This window comes from Massilia terrae (assembly GCF_024753145.1).
Taxonomy (GTDB): Bacteria; Pseudomonadota; Gammaproteobacteria; order Burkholderiales; family Burkholderiaceae_D; genus Telluria; species Telluria terrae.
The window spans coordinates 33365-55709 of record NZ_JANUGU010000010.1; the positions used below are offsets into that span (position 1 = coordinate 33365).

15 protein-coding genes and 2 pseudogenes are annotated in these 22345 nt (G+C 55.2%); 9 read left to right on the top strand and 8 right to left on the bottom strand.

The genetic code is table 11. The annotated features are described in order from the left end of the window. The first annotated feature begins 3 nt into the window (after positions 1-3). From NX778_RS22195 to NX778_RS22210, 4 genes are all read left to right on the top strand, one after another. Positions 4-444 (top strand): type II secretion system protein, encoded by a 441-nt coding sequence (locus NX778_RS22195; RefSeq protein ID WP_258813985.1) that lies wholly within the window; start codon positions 4-6, stop codon positions 442-444. Next, the gene (locus tag NX778_RS22200; RefSeq protein WP_258813986.1) at positions 431-991 is read left to right on the top strand and encodes a type II secretion system protein; all 561 of its coding nucleotides are present in this window, start codon (positions 431-433) and stop codon (positions 989-991) included. Before NX778_RS22195 ends, NX778_RS22200 begins: the two co-directional genes overlap by 14 nt. Positions 992-1439: 448 nt before the next feature. Then, positions 1440-5429: an RHS repeat domain-containing protein gene (locus NX778_RS22205; protein ID WP_258813987.1), complete on the top strand. Its 3990-nt coding sequence runs from the start codon at positions 1440-1442 to the stop codon at positions 5427-5429. Next, positions 5429-7903, top strand: a complete 2475-nt coding sequence (locus tag NX778_RS22210; RefSeq protein WP_258813988.1) for an RHS repeat-associated core domain-containing protein — start codon at positions 5429-5431, stop codon at positions 7901-7903. The genes NX778_RS22205 and NX778_RS22210 overlap by 1 nt, the downstream gene beginning before the upstream one ends. Before the next feature lie 103 nt (positions 7904-8006). Here NX778_RS22210 and NX778_RS22215 read toward each other — a convergent pair whose 3' ends face one another. Then, positions 8007-8282 carry a hypothetical protein gene (locus NX778_RS22215; protein WP_258813989.1) on the bottom strand — a complete coding sequence of 92 codons (276 nt, stop codon included), beginning with the start codon at positions 8280-8282 and terminating at the stop codon, positions 8007-8009. 669 nt (positions 8283-8951) lie between these two features. Here NX778_RS22215 and NX778_RS22220 point away from each other — a divergent pair. Continuing rightward, on the top strand, positions 8952-9218 hold the full coding sequence (locus tag NX778_RS22220; protein WP_258813990.1) for a hypothetical protein: 267 nt from the start codon (positions 8952-8954) through the stop codon (positions 9216-9218). Positions 9219-9417: 199 nt separating this feature from the next. Here NX778_RS22220 and NX778_RS22225 read toward each other — a convergent pair. Further along, a pseudogene (locus NX778_RS22225) lies at positions 9418-10845 on the bottom strand (IS1182 family transposase); the annotation flags it as partial. 902 nt (positions 10846-11747) lie between these two features. Between NX778_RS22225 and NX778_RS22230 the strand changes: the two are divergent. Next, a complete protein-coding gene (locus tag NX778_RS22230; RefSeq protein ID WP_258813991.1) occupies positions 11748-12995 on the top strand; it encodes an abortive infection family protein in 1248 nt (415 codons plus the stop codon). Here NX778_RS22230 and NX778_RS22235 read toward each other — a convergent pair. The 4 genes from NX778_RS22235 to NX778_RS22250 form a co-directional block, all read right to left on the bottom strand. After that, on the bottom strand, positions 12992-13795 hold the full coding sequence (locus NX778_RS22235; RefSeq protein ID WP_258813992.1) for an IS5 family transposase: 804 nt from the start codon (positions 13793-13795) through the stop codon (positions 12992-12994). The genes NX778_RS22230 and NX778_RS22235 overlap by 4 nt on opposite strands. A 158-nt stretch (positions 13796-13953) precedes the next feature. Then, a complete protein-coding gene (locus NX778_RS22240; protein ID WP_258813993.1) occupies positions 13954-14409 on the bottom strand; it encodes a tautomerase family protein in 456 nt (151 codons plus the stop codon). A 42-nt stretch (positions 14410-14451) separates the two neighbouring features. Continuing rightward, entirely contained in the window at positions 14452-15606 is a 1155-nt protein-coding gene (locus NX778_RS22245) for a YbfB/YjiJ family MFS transporter (RefSeq protein ID WP_258813994.1), read from the bottom strand. Then, positions 15603-16469: a LysR substrate-binding domain-containing protein gene (locus NX778_RS22250; RefSeq protein WP_258813995.1), complete on the bottom strand. Its 867-nt coding sequence runs from the start codon at positions 16467-16469 to the stop codon at positions 15603-15605. Before NX778_RS22250 ends, NX778_RS22245 begins: the two co-directional genes overlap by 4 nt. An 80-nt stretch (positions 16470-16549) precedes the next feature. On the opposite strand from NX778_RS22250, the gene NX778_RS22255 reads away from it, so the two are divergent. Next, positions 16550-17614: an NAD(P)H-dependent flavin oxidoreductase gene (locus NX778_RS22255; RefSeq protein ID WP_258813996.1), complete on the top strand. Its 1065-nt coding sequence runs from the start codon at positions 16550-16552 to the stop codon at positions 17612-17614. A gap of 535 nt (positions 17615-18149) precedes the next feature. Here the strand turns inward: NX778_RS22255 and NX778_RS22260 are convergent. Then, the gene (locus tag NX778_RS22260) at positions 18150-20003 is read right to left on the bottom strand and encodes a GmrSD restriction endonuclease domain-containing protein (protein WP_258813997.1); all 1854 of its coding nucleotides are present in this window, start codon (positions 20001-20003) and stop codon (positions 18150-18152) included. Positions 20004-20618: 615 nt separating this feature from the next. Beyond that, a complete protein-coding gene (locus tag NX778_RS22265) occupies positions 20619-20849 on the bottom strand; it encodes a helix-turn-helix domain-containing protein (RefSeq protein WP_258813998.1) in 231 nt (76 codons plus the stop codon). 461 nt (positions 20850-21310) lie between these two features. On the opposite strand from NX778_RS22265, the gene NX778_RS24670 reads away from it, so the two are divergent. Continuing rightward, positions 21311-21676, top strand: coding sequence for an HNH endonuclease (locus tag NX778_RS24670; RefSeq protein ID WP_370661367.1), 366 nt, complete (start codon positions 21311-21313; stop codon positions 21674-21676). 115 nt (positions 21677-21791) lie between these two features. After that, positions 21792-22334 (top strand): annotated as a pseudogene (locus NX778_RS22270) (ATP-binding protein); the annotation flags it as partial. Positions 22335-22345 lie beyond the last annotated feature (11 nt).

Genomic DNA, 22345 nt, shown 5'->3' on the forward strand with positions numbered 1-22345 from the left:
AGCATGAAGCGGCAAGTGGACCATTTGTGTTTTTCCCGCCCGGAGCAGCCCTTGGCCGTCCGCGTTTGCCGCGGCGTACGTGGCGGCTTCACCTTGATCGAGCTGCTTGTGGTGTTGAGCATCGTGGCACTGCTGCTCACTCTGGCCTCGCCGCGCTTCTTCCCCAGCGTCGACAGCGCCAAGGAGACCATCCTGGCCAACAACCTGCGCAATACGCGGACTGTCATCGATCAGTTCTATACCGACACCGGGCGATACCCGGATTCTCTGAACCAACTTGTCGAAAAGAGGTATCTCCCGACCTTGCCTTTTGACCCTATCAGTGACAGCAATGATGCATGGTCCATCATCCCGCCTGAGGACACGGGCAAGGGCGCTGTATACGACCTCCACAGCAGCGCGGCTGGCAGGGGGCGCAATGGTGTGCCGTATGCACAGTGGTAGCCACGCAATAATCGAGGAGAAGCGTCGCCGCGTCTTGCGGAAACCACGGATCGAAAACGGGTTCACCTATCTTGGCGTGATAATTTTGGTCGCGATTGTTGGCCTGGTTGGCGCCGTCACACTTAAGGTCGATGCCTTGATGCGGCGCGCCGCCGCCGAGCGTCAACTGCTGGAGATCGGTGCCGCATTTAGCGACGCGCTCCGCAGCTATGCTGACGCGACCGCGCCCGGGCAGCCGCGACATCCACGCTCATTGGAGGACCTTCTAAAGGACCCTCGGTATCCGGGCGAACGCCGCCACCTGCGCAAAATTTTCGTTGACCCTGTTACCGGAAAAGCGGACTGGGGCGTAGTTTATGCCGGCGGCGTGCAAGGCAATGGCAGCGGCGTACTTGCGGTCTACAGTCTGTCCAGCGCGCGGCCGCTGAAGATAGCGAACTTCGACGGACGCTTTCCGAATTTTGAAAACAAGGAACACATCTCAGATTGGAAGTTTGCCGCGACAGGGCAGACTATAAGCCAGCACGGCGACAGTGCAGGACAGTAACCAAGCCAGGCACGTGGTTCGCGCTGCCCAGGCAGCATTTTTGTGTCGTCTGTTCCGCATCCAAGTTAGGGGAGAAATCGAGTCGGCCGGTTTTGCACTCAGTCCTTTCACGAAATAGGGCATTTGCCCATCATTAGCTTCCAGCCTGCCTACCACCATTCTCATCCCGTCAATTCATAGGGATGGGGACCAGCGCCTCTTGTAAATCGATGATGCGACTCATGACACGTGGCGCTCACGATTGGCGTGCATCGACCAAATATTCTTATTCAGCAAGTTCAGATCGGGCTACGCATTTATATACCAAATGGGTATCCCTAGCAGAACTGCTAGGTTCAGATTATTTGCGATTTTTTCTTGGATGCAACTAGTGCATACTAGAAATATTAAGTTCAGGGAACAGTGCGGCTTTCAGACTCCGATTTGCTTTTGTCAACTGGGAATAAATATGAAGAAAAAAATCGCCAAACCTAGTAAAGCAACAATATCTAAATTAAACGGCAGAGCGAATTATGCGAAATGGATGGCGATGGCATGCTTATTAACATTCGCTGACAAAAGCCTTGCCCAATCCGACACCACGAGTTTTTTGGAATTGTCCAGCCGGATTAAAGCCCCCAATGCAGTTGCAAAAATTGGCGCAGACCTGTTTGGGGATCAGTCCAACCTTTATAACGGTAGTCTGCAGTTCGTCCAGATTGATGTCGACCTGCCGGGGAACAACTCGCTGAAGGTCATGGCAGGGCGCAGGCTTCTTGCTGGGGTCGACAATCGCGGTTCTAGAGCTTTTGGTTTCTGGGACCTCGAAATTCCGCATCTGCACGGAATGTTCTCGTATAAATTGGGGTGGCAGTCACCATACAGCACGGGTGCGCGATGCTCGAACTTCGGGCCACCGCCGAGCGTATCCGGTACAAACAATATAGGTGCTTGGGATCCTGAGGAGTACTGGCAGGGTAATTTCATGTATATCCCCGGTGTTGGGGATCAATTACTTCTACAACGTTCGCAGAATAATACCGTCGCGCCAGGGGCGGTGGCGAGCTATCCGGTTGTTACCGCAAAATCTTGGTCATTAAGCTGTCTCTCGACCCTCGCGAATGACAGCACGCAGGGAGAAGGCTTCCTTGCGGTGGCGCCAGACGGAACACAATATCGCTTTGACCAGATCGTTTCGTTTCCAGCATTAGGCTTGAGAAAGTCCCAGACCAGCGGTCTCTCGGCACCAACGGGAGGGGCAACTTCGCAATCTTCCACCGTGGGGAGCGGGCCGGCGCCCGGCGGTGAACCGTCAGTTCCGAATGTGTCAGGGAGTATTCTGTTGCAACGGAAAGAGGTCTGGCTCCTTCCCACCAAGATCACGGACCGTTTCGGAAATTACGTTACCTACACTTACGATACGACCAATCCGGGTAATTTGCTATCGATCACTGCCTCTGACGGACGGCAGCTGACTTTTACCTACAACAGCGCTGTTACCGGAAGTGCGGCTGCCATTGCCAGTGTCTCTGATGGCACAAGGTCATGGACATACAACTACCATAATACAGGCTTCGTTAGCCTCGACAGCGTAGTACTGCCAGATAGCTCGAGCTGGAGCTTTGCAAATACCGATACGTTGATAGGCGACGTATTGACGAGCGGAGGGCCAAGTTGCGAGGGATACAATTTTTCCAGCGGCCCTAAAACGGGCAGCATGGTTCATCCATCGGGGGCGGTCGGCACTTTTACGGTTACTCCGACGCTGCATGGCCGATCAAACGTTCTCAAACAGTGCAATATGACGGCCGACGGATATCAGGTCCCGGTTACGCCAAAATATTTCTTCTCAAATTCACTGACACAAAAATTGATCACCGGGCCAGGCTTGCCGAGTATGAGCTGGAGCTATGCCTACAGCGACGCTACGCAAGATGCGAGCTGGTCTGATTGCACGACCTGTAAAAGTACTAAATCCGTGAACGTGACGGACCCGGCTGGGAATGTGACTGTATATACCTATGGCAATCGCTATGGCGAATCTGAAGGGCTACTTCAGCAAGTCGATGTCGGGTGGAATGGTTCAAGTGCGCTCCAGACCAAAAGCAATCAATATCGTGCCGCAGGAAGCGGCCCGTACCCAGACACCGCGGGCTATTCGAATGTTTCGTCAGCGGGCGATAGTGACCAACTACAGCGCCATAGGCCCCTCGAAAAAACCACGTTCACCCAGCAGGGCACGAACTTCACCTGGCAAGTAAACGCTTGGGACACGACCATCAGTCTGCCACGTCCGGTGAATGTGACACGATCCAGTACGCTTGGGTATTCACGCACGGAAAGCATCGCGTACTCAGACAATCTTGCGAAGTATGTGCTTAGCCAGACCGCTTCAGTTTCCGTGCCAGCACTGAGCGTAACAATGGTGTCGAACACCTATGACCCTTCGACTGCGACGCTGAAGTCTGTGAGCCATTTTGGTCATCTCGACCAGACCTTCGCCTATAACGCGGATGGGACCCTATATACCAAGCAAGATGGCAACAACTACGTCACGACGTACACAAACTACAAACGCGGCATCCCGCAAAATATCAGTTATCCGAATGGTACTGCGGAGAGTGCCGTCGTTAATAACATTGGATTGATCACGTCCTTTACCAACGCGGCCGGCAGCGTATTTGGGTACGGCTATGATGCCCTAGGACGTCTCACTTCGATTACGTATCCATCCGCAGATACTGTCGCGTGGAGCCCGACGACGGTCACTTTCTCGAAGGCGTCCACTGCATATAACGATCTGGCGGCCGGCCACTGGCAACAGGAAATCGTGACCGGCACCGGGCACACGGTGTACCACTATGATGGGTTTTGGAGACCCGTCTACACTGATCGCTGGGACGCGAACAATTCCGCTGGAACCCGTCGCATCGTCAAATACCAATATGATTTCAACGGGAACACGACATTCGAGTCCTATCCTCAGCGCAGTGCGGCATCCACCACGACTGGTGTTGCATCTACCTTCGATGCCTTGTCCCGCCCGCTGACGGTTAGCAGCGATAGCGAGCTCGGTACGCTCACTTCTTCGTATTCATACAATAGCGGTTTCCAGAGCAGCCATACCGATAACCGCAGCCACCATACGGCGTATGGCTATCAGGCGTTTGATCAACCGGTAACCGATGCGATCACGTCGATCCAGTCCGAAGAAAACGTTAACGTCAATATTTCCAGAGATGTATTCGGCAAGGCGCTTTCGATCACCCGCACGGACGGGACGAAAACCGAGACGAAGAATTATGTCTACGACGGGTATCAGCGCTTGTGCAAGACGATCGAGCCGGAAACCAAGGCCACGATCCAAGATTATGATGGGGCGAATAATGTCCAGTGGCGTGCACCGGGACAGAATCTCCTGTCGACTACCAGTTGCGATACAAGTTCGGTTCCCGCCGCGAGCAAAATAACTTATGGCTACAACGCCGTTAATCAGCTTACCTCGACGACGTATGGTGACAATAGCCCATCGATCTCGATCAACTACACCGGCGACGGGTTGCCCTACACGGTCTCATCCAACGGAGCTGTCTGGACCTACACCTACAACAAGCGCCGGCTGAACGAACGCGAAAGCCTCGTATATGGCAGCGCTACCTACAACATCGACCGCCAATACGACGCGAACGGTTCAGTGTCCCAACTGACTTATCCGGTGGATGGTCTGAAGGTGACATACGCACCCAACGCCCTGGGTGAGCCAACCCAGGTCGGTACCTATGCTACCGGAATCACTCGCTATCCGAACGGGGCTGTCGCGACCTTTACCTATGGTAATGGCATCGCCCATTCGACGACCCAGAACGCGCGCGGCTTACCGGGCTTGGTCACGGACACAAACGTCATCAAGGACCAATATACCTATGACGAGAACGCTAACGTTTCGGGAATTAGCGACCAGCTTCAAAGCTTGTCTACTCGGACCATGCTTTATGACGGGCTGGATCGGCTCAAGACGGTCAGCGCACCGAGCATGTGGGGAACGGCAAGCTATACCTACGATGGCCTGGACAATCTTACCTCGACCACCATTACCACTGGATCCTCGGCACGTACGCTCAATCACAATTTCGATCCAACCACGAACCTTTTAAGTAGTACTACGAACGGACCGGCAGCCTTTAACTTTGCTTATCAATATGATGCCCGAGGCAATATTACGACCCGTGGTGCTCAAAGCTATACCTTCGACCTCGGAAACCGCATGTCCGCAGCGCCAGGTCGCGCGACTTACACCTACGACGGATGGGGGCGTCGCTCAACTGTTGTAGGTACCGACGGACAAACTCGGGTGCAGGTCTACAGTCGGGTGGGTCAATTGTTATACACAACCGCCGGTACTGCATCGCCAACCAAATTTATCTATCTCGATAATCACGTGATTGCGGAGGTTAAATAATGAGTGCCTTCGCCATGCGATTACTGATGCGCACGAGCGCGCGTGCTTATAGCCACCTGAGTCGGACATTGCATGCTGCCTTGCTGATCGGTCTGCTGATTTCGCTGATCTTCTTGAGCAGGCTGGCCAGCGCCCAGACCACGCCGGTTGCGCCGCCGGTTCCACCTCCCGGAAGTGGCAACCAGGCGTCCGTTGTTAGTTATTCCGTGCCAACCAGCATGCAGGCAGGCAGTAGCTATACGGTTTCGGTGACGATGAAAAACACAGGTGATACGACGTGGTCTGAAGACACGGTATATCCCTATCGGCTCGCAAATGCTGACGATAGCTACACTTGGGGCCTCAATCGAGTTCTCCTGAATGGTGCCGTTGTTTATCCCGGCGACATGTGGACCTTCTCATTCCAGGTGACGGCACCTTCGACGGCCGGCACTTATTACTTTACTTGGGGAATGTTGGCGGAAGGCTGGGAACGGTTCGGTAGTCAAGTAAATCTTGCTGTGACGGTTTCGCAGCCAACTCCGGTGTACAACGCGCAGATTACGGGGCTAAGCATTCCAGCCTCGATGAATCCCGGTTCCACCTATAACGTATCGGTGACCCTGCAAAACACGGGTAACGTAACCTGGAGCCAGGCTAGCGGTTATCGTCTTGGTTCGACCAGTCCGGATGATAACCTTACATGGGGCCTAAAGCGGGTCGAAATGCCGGTTTCCACGGTGGCCCCAGGGTCCAGCACGACCTTCAACTTCCAGGTCACCGCCCCCACCACAGGAGGCAGCTACCTGTTCGACTGGGGCATGCTTTGGGAGTACAACTTCAGGTTCGGTGGCACCACCAATACGACAGTGACTGTCGTCGCGAAGCCGACCATCAGTGTCTCGACGCCCGCGCTGGTGGCCGGGCAGACTGTCACGCAAAGCTGGACCACGTCCAATGCGACCTCGCTGACGCACGTGTGTACTGCTGCCGGCACCGGCTACAACGTGAACGAGTCGCTCGCGGTGAACAGTTCGCGTTCGATCACGCCATCGTCAGCCTGGGTCGGCTACCCGTCTAGCTGCACCTGGACTGCGACCGGGCCCGGCGGAACCACGACCTATAACGAGACGATGACAACGGCAGCCGGGACACCGCAGCCGACCATCAGTGTTTCGACGCCTGCGCTAGTGGCCGGACAGACTGTTACCCAAAGCTGGAACACGACAAATGCTACCTCGCTGACACACGTGTGCACTGCCTCGGGCACCGGCTATAACGTCAACGAGTCAGTCGCAGTGAACGGTTCGCGTTCGATCACCCCATCGTCGGCCTGGGTGGGCTACCCATCGAGCTGCACCTGGACCGCGACCGGCAGCGGCGGCACCACGACCTACAGCGAGACGATGACGACGACTGCGCCGACGCCGCAGCCGACGATCAGTGTCTCGACGCCTGCGCTTGTGGCGGGGCAGACTGTTACGCAAAGCTGGAGTACGACCAACGCGACTTCGTTGACGCACGTTTGCACCGCCTCGGGCACCGGTTATAGCGTGAACGAGTCGGTAGCGGTCAGCGGTTCGCGTTCGATCACGCCATCGTCGGCCTGGGTGGGCTACCCGTCGAGCTGCACCTGGACCGCGTCCGGTAGTGGCGGCACCGCGACGTATTCGGAGACGATGACGACCACGCAGCCGTCAAGCAGCAGCGTGACCTATATTCATACCGATGCCTTGGGCAGTCCAGTGGCACGCACCGACGCCTCGGGCAACCTGATCAGCCGCACGACTTATGAGCCTTACGGGTATGTCTCGTCGGGCGCAACACCGGACATCGGGTTCACGGGCCACGTGAACGACGCCGATACGGGGCTGACGTACATGCAGCAGCGGTACTATGATCCGGTGGCGGGACGGTTCTTGAGCATTGATCCGGTGACGACGGATGCGAACACCGGCGACGGCTTTAATCGATTCGGATATGCACGCCAGAATCCCTTTGGGTATGTTGATCCTGATGGGCGAGATGAGGAACCGATCCAAACAGTCACGATTACGGCAAAGCGGCCGCCGCCTCCACCGCCTCCACCGCCTTCACCGGCTGCGTCTCCTCCGCCGCTGCCCCAGCCGCGGCAAGTGCAACCACGGCCCGCGCCGATTTCATTTTTCGATTCGAGGTGTACTAATACGAACAAGAGCTACCTGAAAAGGGTCATGGACAACTACAACACGACAATGGACGCAGCTTCTCCAAGTTGGACGAATATACCGGGCGCAAACCCTATGGTGACTTTATCAGCCGGCGGCGTTGCGCCCCTCATCGGTGGCCTCTCTTGGGGCCAGGCCGCCGCCTATGCTGGTACGAACTTGGCGGCTAACGCTTACACGGCCGCGGCAATGACTTCTGTCGCCACCTCGGTCCTTGTAAAGGGCGCCTTTGCGACGGGCGCATTGGCCGGATCATTTGTGAGCCCTTGGGTAATATGTCCTCAATAGGAACAACGTCATGCTCTTCAAACACTTTCCACCTCCGCCGAAGATGTCAAGAAATCAGTATCTCCGCTATCGATTGCGTCTGCTGTTATTGTGTCTGGTGTGGCTAGCCGGAATTTCGGTAGCTGCCTTCTTCTGGGACAGGCTTCATGTTGTGATAAAAGGTCTTCTTGCTATCTGTGGACTTGTGTTTGTTCCAGATATAGGAATCGTTGAACAATTGTTTATTTCGTACGAGAAATACACACGAGAAGGCCTTCGTTGTTGAAAGTGCTGCGGCAATGGATTTGCGCTCAAACAGATCCACGAGCGCTGCACGGGCCCCGACGACCTCTGCGCTCGCGCGCCGCGCCATCTGAGCGGCTGCGGTGGCGGCTTGCATTCTGTTGAACCCCCGCCGTCTTCCAGTCCATTAGCAAACAAGCAAACAAACAGCTTGCCTCGCGCGTGCGCGCGAGCCAAAATCGCGTCTAGGGAAAAACCGTGGAGGTCATCAGCAACAAAGTAATCTGTTGGCATAGGTCTCACTTTGCATCCGCGGAGCGCGCCGGAACATGCGCTGTCTCCAAAGAGACTGTCGGCAAGACATGCGAAGCCCTTTGAGCGCATTAGGAAAAGTTTACGACAAGTGACCGACCGTTCGCAACGCATCAGGGACGTGCGCGCCAGTGGTGCTCACTTGAGATGTCGAGCTGGACGAGCGCAACGGCCTAGTCATGCTTGGCCGCCGTCATCACGGGCGGTGACATCGGCCTAACGTTGGGCAGCACGTGCTCGGCCACAACAACCGTAAATGATGGCACTGACCAGCGTTGGCGTGCTCAAAGGGCCGACTGCAAGCTTCAGCACTGTTGGTCTAGTCCGAAGCCTCCTTTCTACTGACGGGTCATGCGTTCAGTTTAAGCCGCTCAACTAAGTCGCACTTTACTTGCGGCTTGAGGTTCCTGCGGCCTGAACGATCAATCCCAAACCTCAAAGCAGCTATCTCGCACTGTGCTAATCTAATAGCTCCGCGACCTGACAGGGGCTCGTTAAGCAGAAGGTGAGCTAGATGACCATGGCAGCTTGGATACTACTGGCTTTAGGCACAGCGACCCTTTGCCTGGATGCCTATGCCATACGCAAGATATATGTCTCAGAACTGTACGAAACGCATCAATTTGTGGCGCAGGGCGCGATGATCCTGTTTGTGCCGGTTCTGGGGGCCCTTCTTTCACTCTGCGTATGCCACGAAAGTACTTCTCTCTCTCAAAAGCCACCTGTCGACCTTGTTCAAGATATAGACGGGACATGCAGCGACATCGACTACCATGGATGAGCCTGGCAACGGCCGCTCCTAGTCCAGGCTGTGGAAAAACACAAAACTACGGATTGAGGGCGCCTGCAAAGTAGCCAAGGCCAATTGAGAAGCGCGCTGTGGCGCCTCGCAGACTTGCGAAAATTGCGGTCGACCTTTTCGACAGAGCCAGCAACATCGCGTCCCAAACGGTTGCATATCGGCGCAAAATTCGGGCGTAAGCCCTGATCGCCTTTATCATGTCCGCCATGCCCAGCAGTGCCAGCAAACGTCGGAAGTTATAGGCCAGAACATGCAGGCTCATCTCGGTCTTCACGCGTTCCAGTCCTTTCGTCAGGAAGTGCGTGGCGCCCATCCGGGCCTTGATCGTGCCGTACGGATGCTCAGCTGACGAGCGACGGATGCGCATCACGTCGGGATTTTCGTCGAGGCGGGCCTGCATCTCGTCGAGCACGTCCTGATGCTCCCAGCGGGTCACCCGTCTATTCTGGCTCGGCGTGCAGCGGTCCTTGAGCGCGCAACCCTTGCAGTTCGAGCTCCAGTACCGGCGATTCGTCATCCCGTTTTCGATGGTCGTAAAGCGATAGATTAGCGATTGGCCGGCTGGACAGCGGTATTCGTTCTTGTCCCGGTCGTAGATGAAATCGGCCTTGTTGAATAGGCCGTCGGCCTTGGCGTTGGACGTCTTCGTATTCGGCACTAGGGCAGTGATACCAGCTTCCCGACAGGCCAGGATTTCCTCACCCTTGAAGTAGCCGCGGTCGGCGATCGCGGTCATGGTCGGGGTGCCGATCGCGGTGCGCGCCTTGCCGGCCATGCCGGACAACTGGTCGCGGTCGCTGCCATTGTTCGTCACCTCGTGCTCGACGATCAGGTGGTGTTTGGCGTCGACGGCCGTCTGCACGTTGTAGCCGACCATGCCGCTACCGCGCGTCATCATCGAGCGCGAATCCGGATCGCTCAAGAAAATCTGCGTCTCGCCCGTCTCTTCCAGCCTGGCCTCGATCTGCTTAAGCGCGCCCAACTGGGATTTCAATGCCGCGATCTTGTCGTTGAGACGCACGCTTTTCGATTGGGCGGCGCCAGGCTCCTGGCGGTCGGCCGTGTCGAGCTCGGCCAGGTAACGGCCGATGTTCGCCTCGATCTCCTGCATCCTGCGCTTGAGCTTGGCATCGGTGAAGTTCCGATCACTGCTGTTAACGGCCTTGAACTTGCTGCCATCGATCGCCACGACCGCGTCCGAAAACAGATCCAGCTGCTGGCACACGACCACGAACTGGCGGCACACATTGCGGATGGCCTTGCCGTTGTCCTTGCGGAAGTTGGCGATCGTCTTGTAGTCGGGGCTCAAGCGCCGCGTCAGCCACATCAGCTCCACATTGCGCTGGGCTTCGCGCTCGAGCCGGCGGCTCGACTGGATGCGATTGAGGTAGCCATAAATGTAGAGCTTGATAAGCACGGTTGGGTGATATGCCGGGCGGCCTGTTTTTGCCGGCTGCACACGTCCGAATCCAAGCCTGGCAAGATCGAGCTCATCGACAAAGATGTCGACCACGCGCACCGGATTCTCCTCGTCCACGTAGTCGTCCAGATGCTCGGGAAGCAGCGAACCTTGCCCGCGATCCTGGCCTTCGATAAAACGCTTCATGGGGCATCCATATCGATGAGATATTAACTCAACGTTTACCCGGCCGATCCCGTTTACCTTACCCAACGTTTTTACACGGCCTGGGCCATAAGCCGACGTTTCGCTAGCCAGCTTCTTTAGGACTTATGGATGCTAACCAGATACGTCATATGCCAGACATATTTGATGCTGCGAGCATGAGCGCGCGCGAGACTGCGTGGGTCTCGCCCCGACCACTGGCGTCGCCGTTCTTCCTTTCTTGATAAAGTACTCCGTTGTTCAACACGACCATGGTTTTAGGTAACGTTTGAGGTAACGATGCCCGAGAGCGACAGCATTAAGAATAGAGGTTTCTTGTCCGCCGAGATAGAGAGGTACCGAAAGGACTATAGAATCAGATTCGCGCATCAGTTTGCCGTATGCGAAGAGAAATCGGTTGTGGCAACGAAGCGACTTTTCGATGCAGACATCTCTTTGTTCGATTCAAAACGGACTCTCTCGCAGCGATAGCTCTTCCATGGCGATACCTAGCGGACACGCGATATAGTTATTTGGCTCTCAGCTAGGGTTTGTGGCCAAGTTAGCTGTACAGCTAATTTGGCCGCAACAGCTAATATAGCAACTTAGCCCGTCCTGTACCTAAAGCAGTCGAGGGATCGCTCTTGGTCTAGCTTCCTATGGTGAAAGACAGACAGCGAGAAATAGATCTCAGCACAATTTACTATGGGCCAGTTTTGGACGTCCCAAAACGACGACGACCCGGCGCATATCGCAAATTCAAGGAAGAGCATGAACGCGCGCTTCGGGTCGACTGCTGCACTAGTTAGGAAGATAGCATTTGGTCCAGACTGGATATATTACTAATTTTCGCGCAGGACATGGAGGGTTGAGACCCATCGCAGTTCTGTGGCGTAAGGTGAAACGTGGACAAAGAAGACTTGGAACAATTGCTGGCAACCGCTCACGCCATGTTGCAGGCGGACGCACAGCACGATGCTGCGAAAATCGTACGCGAGTATTCTGCACAGGCAGAACAGACGGGGTACGACAACTGGAACGGCGGAACGGAGTTTTGGGATGTCTACTTTGCGCTCCCCGTCGCCGAATTCTCGCGTCTCGGAACAAGCCGGACTGTCCTAGAGGAACAGATCAGTGAAAAATTCCGGATCGTCCTTGAGCACGACAATCAGCACTCTTACGCGGCAAAGCTCGTGCCAGCGAAGGTTACGAGCCACGACTGGCGTGTCCAGGAGTTTTCCCTACCGCGTCAAGCGCGAATCAACATTTTTGATGGTATGCGTCTTGAAAACGTTGACTGGAGCGGTCGGCTCGACGACGTAGATTTCTTGGGCAGGCTATACGATCTCCAGACGCTTCCCTCAGGGGATAGCAGATTCAAGGACGCTGCAGGAGATATTTGGCAGCATCGCATCAACAACGATGATTGGGAGCGTGACTGGGTGTACGACGACGAGCGTTTTCAGCTCATCGATGGTCCGGCAGACATGTTCCTTCGCTTCCTTTGCGAAGTAGTTCACCCGGTTGTTCGACAGGAGCAGGACGAAGTAAAGAAGCTGGTGACGCAGTTTAACGACCAGTTGCGCCAATGCAAGTGGGAATTGTTCGAGGAGGAGAGAATCGCTGGAAGACCTCGGTACTGGTACCGGCGCATTCCGAAGAATGCCGATCGATCTGTATCTCGAGGCCGGACGGTCGCGGACGCATTAGATGCTGGCTGGATGGCAATGGAAATAGAACGCCTTGAGAGCGCGGTAGAACGTGATCCTGCTCTAGCCATCGGTACAGCGAAGGAGCTCGTAGAGACGTGCTGCAAGACCATCCTCACTAGGCGCAACATCCCGTTTACGAAGTCGGAGGATCTTGGGGAGCTCACCAAGAAGCTGACAAAGGAGCTTCATTTGGTTCCCGAGGGTATAACCGATGAGACCAAGGGTGCCGACAACATCCGCCTCGTATTGCGCAACCTTACGCAACTGACTAACAATCTTGCTCAGCTGCGAGGCCTCTATGGGACGGGACATGGCCGCGATGGGCAACATCGGGGACTTCAGCCGAGGCATGCAAGACTGGCTGTCGCGTCAGCAATCGCTTTCGTGGATTTCGTTGTCGCGACATATAACCAGCGAGAACATAGGCCTAAGAACGCCTAACAAAACCTCTCGACATATCGCCAACAGATGAGCGAGCAAGCGAGTGAAAGGAACGCCTGATGAATGTCTGCTCTCCGCTCGTGCCGAATGCGCAGTCTGCGAAAGCGGTGTAGCCATCCTAACGTGCGCTCAACTACCCAACGCCATCGGCCGAGTCTTTCACGCGAATCCACGCCGTATCGCGCGATACGTGCTGCAATACCTCGTTGACGCAGCCAAACGCGATGTACTCGTGAAGCGTATGCTCGATCAGCGTGCAGCTTACCTGGACGCTTACGCGCACGGCCGCAAAGTCCCTTAACAGCTGGGATGGCTTCTACGAGTGGGATAAGAAAACGCGAGTCGTGCACATGAGCGCCTGAGATCTGGGCTACCAGCGGCAACCCACGTTGATCCACGAGCACATGGTGTTTGCAGCCGAGCTTGCCACGATCGGTCGGATTTCGGCCAGTATGCTCGCCACCGGCCGGTGCTGGCACGCTTGCAGCGTCGACGTTGGCTCGATCCCACATGATCTGGTCATACTCGCGCAGCCGTCGGAGCACCGCCTCGTGGACTCGCTGCCAAACGCCAGCTTTCATCCATTCGTGGAGCCGGCGCCAACAAGTCATTCCACTGCCGCAGCCGAGTTCGCGCGGCAAATATTCCCACGGTATCCCGGTCTTCAGCACAAACAAAATCCCGGTCAGGGTCGCGCGATCGTCGAGACGTGGCCGTCCGCCTTTCGGCGATTTGCGATGGGTCGGGAGATGAGTTGCTATGAGCGACCAAAGGTCTTCGGGAAGAAGTGCTTGGGCCATGGCATCAGTCCGTCTGCGAACAGGCCCTCATCTTAATACGCGAACTGCTGCGGTGTGGGTCTACTATCGACGCGAAACCCGCCTCTCGCGGCAGAGCTTACGGACGAATACGGACATCGACATCGCCCGTAGGCTCGAGGCGGTTGTGGAGCAGCCCTTCATGGATAACCGACAAGCATTTCCGCTACCTTGTCCGCACCATATTGTTCAGCACGTTTAATAGCTTCGAGCTCTCCTGTCAGGAACTGCGCCCGCCCTTGACCGAAAGACCAGTCAGCGTCGGTATTTTCAATCAGTGAAACGATGAGATCACTCGGAGATAAGTCACAGTAATTTTGAAGTCCTTCTGCCAATAGACGGTAGAAGTCGATCTTCTCTTTTTCGGATCGAGGCCTGGATACTACGGTAAGCAAGACGACATTCTTGGAACGTTGAAAGCCAAGTCCTGTATCCTCGAGGATCAACTCGCCAGGGCGATGCTGTGTAACGCATTGATAGCGGTCACTTGACGGGACATTAAAGGCTTGCACCATCGCACTGTGAGCCGCGTCAAGCAGCGTGCGAAGTTGGTTTTCGTCGCGACCTTCGATCAGGTCGAATTTTAGCAAGGGCATGATTGGCTCCTAAAAAAATGAATTAAAGATACGTAAGAAAGCTCATGTTTTAGGTGCTGACACACTGATGAGTGCACCGCAAACGAGAGCAACAGCAGCAGTGATGAGGGACCATGAAAAACTATGCGTGCGCGCATAAAAGCCGTTAGCGACGAGTGGTCCGGCTATCTGGCCCACGCTGTACACAACAGTCATCTTGGCCATCAAATTTGCACCGCTCGCCTTGGCAAGGCGCTGCCCGGCTGGCATTGCGATCGTCACGGTTCCCATGAAGGTTGCGCCGACCAACAAGGCACTGATGAGGTAGCCTGCTGCGTTGGGGATAACCACCGGCAGAGCGACTCCAATTGCTTGAACCGTGAGATTGATGAGAAGCGATTTGCGGGTACCCATGCGGTTGTCCACACGGTGCCATAGTAAGCAAGAGGGCGCCGCACCCAATCCAAATACGGCCCACACATGAGCGGAATTTACATCTGGCAAAGCAGTTTTCACGAGTAAGGGAAGATATGTCGCCGTGACGATGTATCCAAATCCGGCAAGTCCGTAGATTGCAGTCAACGGCCACGCTCCGATGGTCGATTTTGCCCTCGCGCCACCACTTGTCGACGCCAACGTATCGGTACCTTCTGCAGTCAAGCCTGGTACTGCCGAGAGCGCGAGCAAGAGACTTACCACGGCGAGCAGCAGCCATAGCCCATGGCTGTGCAGACCCGCGCGTGAACCCAGCACGAGCAGTTCGGCCGACAGAGCAATGCCGATCCCGACACCTCCAAACAGCATGGGCGCGCCGCGCGCATGGCGGCGGTGTTCGAGCAACCATAAGGATGCCGAAACCATTGCCAACGAGCTAAATATGCCGGCTATCCCACGGACCACGATGACAATGCTCGACGAGTCCAGGGCGCCCAGAAAACCGAGACATAAAACAGTGCCTGCAGTAGCAGCCAGACATAGACGATGAGCGTTGTGAGCCTGAACACGGATGCCCAGAATCGCTCCCAATAGGTAGCCAGCGTAATTTGCGGACGCAGCCCAACTTCCTTCGCCAAGACTCAACAGGCCTTCTTCGACCATGTGGGGATAGACAGCGGTGAACGCAAAACGGCCGAATCCCATGCCGATGATGAGGATGACGGCTGCATCCAAGGCAGAACGTCGCTGATGCTTGGTGGCAATACTTGCAGTCATCATCATCTTTCCTCAGAAAGCCGGGCGAGCAGGTTTTGGAATGCTGGCACGTTGAAACCCTGGCGCCAGATCAGATAGGTATCGGCATGTCCGACATGTAGTGTTCTTAACGCTGGCGGCGCACTGGTCAGCTTCAATACGCTCTCTGGCAAAAGCGTCACACATGAGCCAGCTGCAACGCAGGCGACCATCGCGTGATAAGAACCCACCACATTGATCTTCCAGTCTGTCGACTCGGCAATACTCAGCCACTCCTCGGCCAGATGACGGTAGGTGCATCCTAGTGCAAAGGCCGCCAAGTTTCGGGTTCGAATCTCAGCCGCATTACGGGCGCCAGCGTCACTTGTCGGGAGTAGCAGGACGAGTTCTTCCGGCCATACTAATTGTTGCTGGATACCTGACTCCGCAAGAGACTCTTTCCGGGCCAACGGAACCGCGACGAAAGCGCAGTCAATCGTGCCGGTACGTACCTGCTCGATCAGATGCCGCGTTGGCCCGGTAATGATGTCGACACGCGTGTTTGGATGTTTTGTGTGATAGTCGGCTAATACCGGTAGGAGCCGACTTGCTGCGGTGCTCTCCATGCTTCCGATACGAAGTGCCCCGCCGCTGACACCGCCAGTTACGACGTGTCTCGCCTCTTCTTCAAGAGCCAGCAGGCGCCTTGCGTAGTCGAGAAAGCGCTCTCCTGCACTGGACAGTGCCATCCGCTTGCCTGTACGGACAAACAACTCAACGCCGACGTCAGACTCCAACTGTTGGATCCGGGTTGTAACATTGGACGGTACACGCCCCAAGGCCAACGCAGCTTGGGTGATGCTTAGCTCTGCAGCTACAGCGCAAAAAATCTTGAGAGACTCAGAATCCATATCATTCCTCCGTAAAGAATGATACTATAAAATAGTTCTCAATGTAAGAATCATCTCTCATCAGACGAAAGGGGGCCGTTATGAACTCGACCAAGCAATTTTTGGAGCGACTTGGATTGCAGTACCCGATCATCCAGGCGCCAATGGCTGGTGTCTCAACACCTGAACTAGCAGCAGCAGTCTCGAATGCAGGGGGGCTCGGATCAATCGGTCTGGGAGCGAGCTCGGTGGGACAGTCTCGGCAGATGATCGAGAAGACCCGTGGTCTGACCGACCAACCCTTCAATGTCAATGTCTTCTGCCATGCACCGGCCGAACGCGATGCCGAGCGTGAGGCCGCCTGGCTGGCGCACCTTGCTCCGTTATTCGCGGAGGTGGGCTTGCCAGCGCCGGAGCAGCTGGAGGAAATCTATAAAAGTTTCGTTGCTGATGAGGATACTTACCGCTTACTCCTTGAAACGAGGCCGGCGGTTGTTAGCTTCCACTTTGGATTGCCGTCGGCAGAGCACATTGCCGCGCTGCGTCAAGCCGGCATATACATGATGGCAACGGCGACGAACTTGCCGGAAGCACGCCTAATACAAAACGCAGGGATCGATGCCATCGTTGCCCAAGGTTTTGAAGCGGGGGGGCATCGCGGAATGTTCAACCCGGAAGAAGTTGACGAACAACTCAGCACATCAGTGCTTGTGCGCCTGCTTTTGGAACGAGTTCAGCTTCCGATCATTGCGGCCGGCGGCATCATGGACGGTCAAGGGATCAAGGCCGCACTTGACTTAGGTGCAGTAGCGGCGCAGCTTGGGACCGCATTTATCCTGTGTCCGGAAAGCTCGGCAAACGCAGGCTATCGCGCAAATTTGAAGAGTGAGCGCGCAGCGAGCACACGTATAACAACGGCAATATCCGGCAGACCCGCGCGGGGCATCGTAAATCGCCTGATCACTCACGGGGCAATCGAAGGCAGCGCACTTCCTGCCGCGTATCCTGTTGCGTATGACGCCGCTAAGCAACTCCACGCAGCAGCGTCCAAGTTAGACAACCATGAGTTCGCCGCGCATTGGGCAGGACAAGCGGCACCACTTGCGAGAGAGTTGCCGGCAGCGGAGCTGATGCGTACCTTGGTTGAGGAGTGGCAACGTGCATAGACTACCGTCCGTTTCCTATAAAGACTCAGCACATGGCATCTTGCCGTGTGAGCCAAAGGGGTTTTGTTAGGCGTTCTAAGAACGCCTAACAAAACCTCTTGCTTGTCTTTCGAGCGGCAACGCCGTTCGCTGAGCTACGAAGACCTTCCGACGGCCAGAAACGGTCGTTCAGATGACCGTCCATCCCAATTCGTACAAAGCCAGTAAGGACGCCGAGGGACGCAAACTTGTCGAGTTGTTCAGCCCCGACGGATCTTTTGGATTGCCTCGGCGGTTATCCAGTTTGTTCAAGAGTTTATTATTTTGGTAGAGTAAGACTCCGCTTGTCGCGCATCCTGTTCAAGGAATTGCAGTCAGGATCATGCCTTGCTATCGCCGGTAAGTCTTTGTTTTCGTTGACATCCTATTCAAGGCTTTATTTGGACGAAACAATGGCCACTTGAATCTTTTTGGACGTCGTAGGTGTCCGTTGCAAGCGCACGGAGCCGGTCTACCCATGAAAGCGGAGCCGCGGCTCCGCTTTCGTTCTTAACGGCTACAGCTTTTCGAAGTAGGCGCGAATTTTGGCTGCCATCAATTTGCGCCGTTGCTCGAGATAGTCTTCGAACGCCGGGATCTCGCCATCAAGCATCGACTCGGGAACACAGTTGGCGCGCAGGTTGGCACGCATCTCGTCGAGATTGTCGATCCCACCGTATTTTTTGTCGCCGCCCTTGCATTGCGTTAGCAGCTCTGCGAAATAGCGCTCCGGGGCCTTGTCGCCGATCGCGATATTGATCTCCGTTTGCGTGAGCACGAAGTTGGCGATCTGGTTGTACTTTCCCTTGCTTAAGCCTTGTCCCTTCAGATGGTTGCGCGGGTAAAGATGATGCACATCGCAGCGGTTCAGGATGAGGTCGAGCGCAGTGATGTCCCGCGATAAAAAGCCCTTGTCGCCGAGCTTTACCTGAGCGGCCTGATACGCGAGGAAGTAGGGACTCGATGCCGACGATGTCTCCAGGTTGCGCGGCAGTAGTCCCGACCAGTAACTTTCGGAAAGCTGCGATGCGATGACGGCATCGGCGTACGCCGTGATGCCTTGTGCGGCCATAGCACGCACGTCCTCGTCGAATTTCGTCTCCGCACTACCGGAGTACCGGGCCGTCAGGACAGTCATCACGAACCAGCGGCGAACGGTTCGCTCCAGTTCCGCCGGTGGGACACCGGCGGCGCGACCCTTAAGGTAGACCACGTAGGCGAAATTCACGACGTTCTGACTGCTCATCAGCGAGCTGGCGACAAACCCCGCGGAGCGAAGGATCATCGTGAACCTCTCGAAATGCGTCTGGCTGACGAAGTCGAGAATTCCCGCCTTCAGCTGTCCGAAAGATTGTTCAGCGATCGCTTCTTCGAACTGCTTTGTTTCGAAATTGCGCCCGGACAGCAGAGCGACCAGGTCTTGCAGCTTGCCGCGGTTGAACCGGGAGGTGAACGCGACGCGCAGCATATCGGTATAGGACGGGTCGTAAATGTCATCGTTCACGTCCTTCAGCCAAGACATTTTGGAGAAAAATTCCGAGCTCGCGAAAACCGGGTCGCCATGCTTGATCTTGGCGTGGAAATCGGGCGCCACCGACATATGGCAGAAATAATCGATCGCCTTGCGCAGCAGATTGCCGCCATAACTTTCGTTGGCAGCAATCTTCGACATCGCGAAATCAGCTTGGCTCAGCGACGCGCCCGCCGAGTTCACGCGGATGAAGACTTCGGTGACGGTTTCGATGTCCAGGTCATGATCCAGCTCGATGATGCCCACGTGGTTGTTGGTGACGCTTCGCAGTCGCTCCAAGACCGGATATATCTGTTCCTTGTCGCAGCCCGGATTGGCGCGTTCGTATGCCTCGGCCAGACGAAAGAGGCTGGAGCCCGAGGCAAACACCGACGATACGTCGTCAATCCATTCGTTTGAGTTCGTCTTGGCAGGATTCGATACCTCGAATTCTTCGCGCAGCGGATTGAAGGCAATTCTGATACGCACGGTTTCGTAGTCCTTGTTGAGGACTTCTCGTCCAAGAATTGACGCCATCAGGGCGGTGACGCGCTGCTGGCCGTCGATAAGGACCCGCTTGCCGGCGGACGAGGTGCCATCCTTGAGCTTTACTGTCGGGTTGCGCCACGCGATGAGGTAGCCTACTGGGTAGCCCTGATAGAGCGAGTCGAGTAGGTTGCGTACCTTGGTCGCCTCCCACACGAAGGGCCGCTGGATCTCAGGTATCGCAATTTCCCCAGACTTGACCCATGTCAGGATTGTGTCGATGGGGTGCGGGGTGACGGAATATCGCTGGGGCATTTTCTCGACAAGAAGAGACGGGATCGTAGGCAATAGCCGTGTTGATGCTACAACTTTCATTGCGTTTGCGCAACGTCCACGTTGCTGATAGCCTAACCGATGCCGCCGCCTGATTTACTAGTTGAGCATGGCAAAGTTACGCCAGAGCTGATCAATGGGAGCGGTCTTCCTGCCGCAAAGTCTTATGCGTTGCGTTTTCGTGGCTTGGTCGCAGCATAAGAAGCTGCAGGGGTATCTGGGCCATCGCTTTCCCGTTCCACTATCACTCGGTTCAGACTGAGGTGCATCACTAAAGACATGTTGGCCAAGATGGAGCGTTGCGCGATAGCCGCCGGCGCCCAACTCGACCAGCTTACGCATCGGACCTATCGAATGAATGGAGTTGTCTTGCGTATGCTGTGTACTAGGTGCCGGTACGAACGTAGCCATCCTTGCCGGTGCGTGGGCTCGTGCATACGCTACCGGTCGACTTCGTTATCTTGGTAAGAATGGACGAGCTCAATGATCACGTCGCGCAAATTTATCTTCTCCCAAAGGCCGAGTTTCCGAAAAAGATATGCATCTGGCCGTCAACGCTCACGCTCGACCGATATGAACACTTCTCATACAAGTCGATGGCACATGTGTTTGGCGTGGGTAACGGAGTTTAGTTGCAGCGTCGCGGCCATCGCAGGGTCATTGACTTTCGGCCATCTCTTCCGTGAGTTTGACGAGCGTGGATGGGGGCGTCTGAAGCGCTGCAGCGAGCTTGAAGAGAACTCGAATGGTTGGCTGATTTGCGCCTCGTTCGAGCAAGCTGACGAAATTTCGCTCGACCCCTGCTTCTAACGCGAGTGCCTCTTGCGTGAGCTTCGCCTCTTTCCGTGCCCTCCGCAGAACGATGCCAAAAGCGATCCCAGGATCCAACCGTGATCTCCCAATATATTGGCAGAATCATGGCGTTGCTGTACCATACAGTCTTCCCAGTATATTGGGAATTTTCGGCGAAGAGCTATTCCTTTTCGTACCTACCCTCCAGTTTGGCAAAGTAACAAGTGGGTCTCCCTCGGTATTTGGCATCTGCGTTCGCTCATGAGCAGCGACATGCTTCGGAATTGGACAATTCCCATCTTCTCTTATGCGCCGGCGCCGACTTTGGCATGCAGGTTTTTATCATACTGAATAAAAAAGGCAGGGACGGCGCTGTTCTCGATCTTAGGCACACCATCTCATGCTTCCGGAAAGCACGATGGGCCGATGTCAAACTACGTCGTCATAAGCAGTTGCAGCAGGATGGTATGGAGCGAATACGTGCCAAGTTCTATATTGGGCTGCGCGAGGGAAGTCTCAAAAACCAATTCGCCGAATATAGAGAAGTAGACGTACCAATGTATTTCCTCGATCGACTGGAGCAGAGTAACGCTGAACGAGAAAAGAACGACAGAACTCAGGTCAGTCTGGTTCAGAGAATAAGCTTGTTCAGAAATAAGGTGTACGCTTCTCGATGCTTTCCAGGACAGTTGCGGGAAATTATTTTTGAACGGGACGGATATCGATGTCAAAGTTGTCTACGTGACCGCGGCACATTAGCGAAACTCGGGTTGCACCTGGAAGTGGATCACATAAAGGCATTTGTGGACGAAGGCAAGACTACGTATGCCAATGGCGTAACACTTTGCAACCAATGCAACTTAGCCAAGCACCATACAAAAAAATACTTCGAGTCGCTTAACAGTTTAAACTCGTTCGGATAGCGCTGAAAACTGTTGATGTTTGGAGCAGAAGGTAGACTGAAACCGGTCTTCGGTTTTCTGACCTTCTTCTCGTGCTGGAGGGATTTTTTTCGTGCCGAATTGCTAGGATAGCGAGATGGTTTTTTATTTCAAGCGTGCAGCCTTGGCCCAAAAGCTGGTGGACGACCTGACGGGTATAAACCAGTTCAGTGATGCGCCGAACGGCCTTTTTCTAGCTGCGCCGCGAGGTACCGGCAAGTCCACTTTTCTGATCAATGATCTGCGACCCAAGCTCGAGTCGGCGGGATATGTCGTCGTGTACATCGATCTATGGTGCGATAGGAAGTGTAACCCAGGGACGCTTATCGCCGACGCGATCGGCGTCGAGCTGAGCAAGCATCTGGACAATGTGAATAAGGTGGCGAAGGCCTCTAGTCAAGAAACTGACATCGCCTTAGGATTGCTGACGGTCGACACGACCAAAATTGGCACTTTGGATGGGCTTACACTTGCCCAGGCGCTGAACGCACTGGCTAGCACATCAAAGAAGCCGGTGGCCCTGATCATCGACGAAGCGCAGCAATCGCTGATCAGCGATGAAGGGGAAAAGACGCTGACGGCGCTGAAGTCCGCGCGCGACCAGCTCAACATGGAACGCAAAGGCCGACTCCTGGTCATCATGTCCGGCTC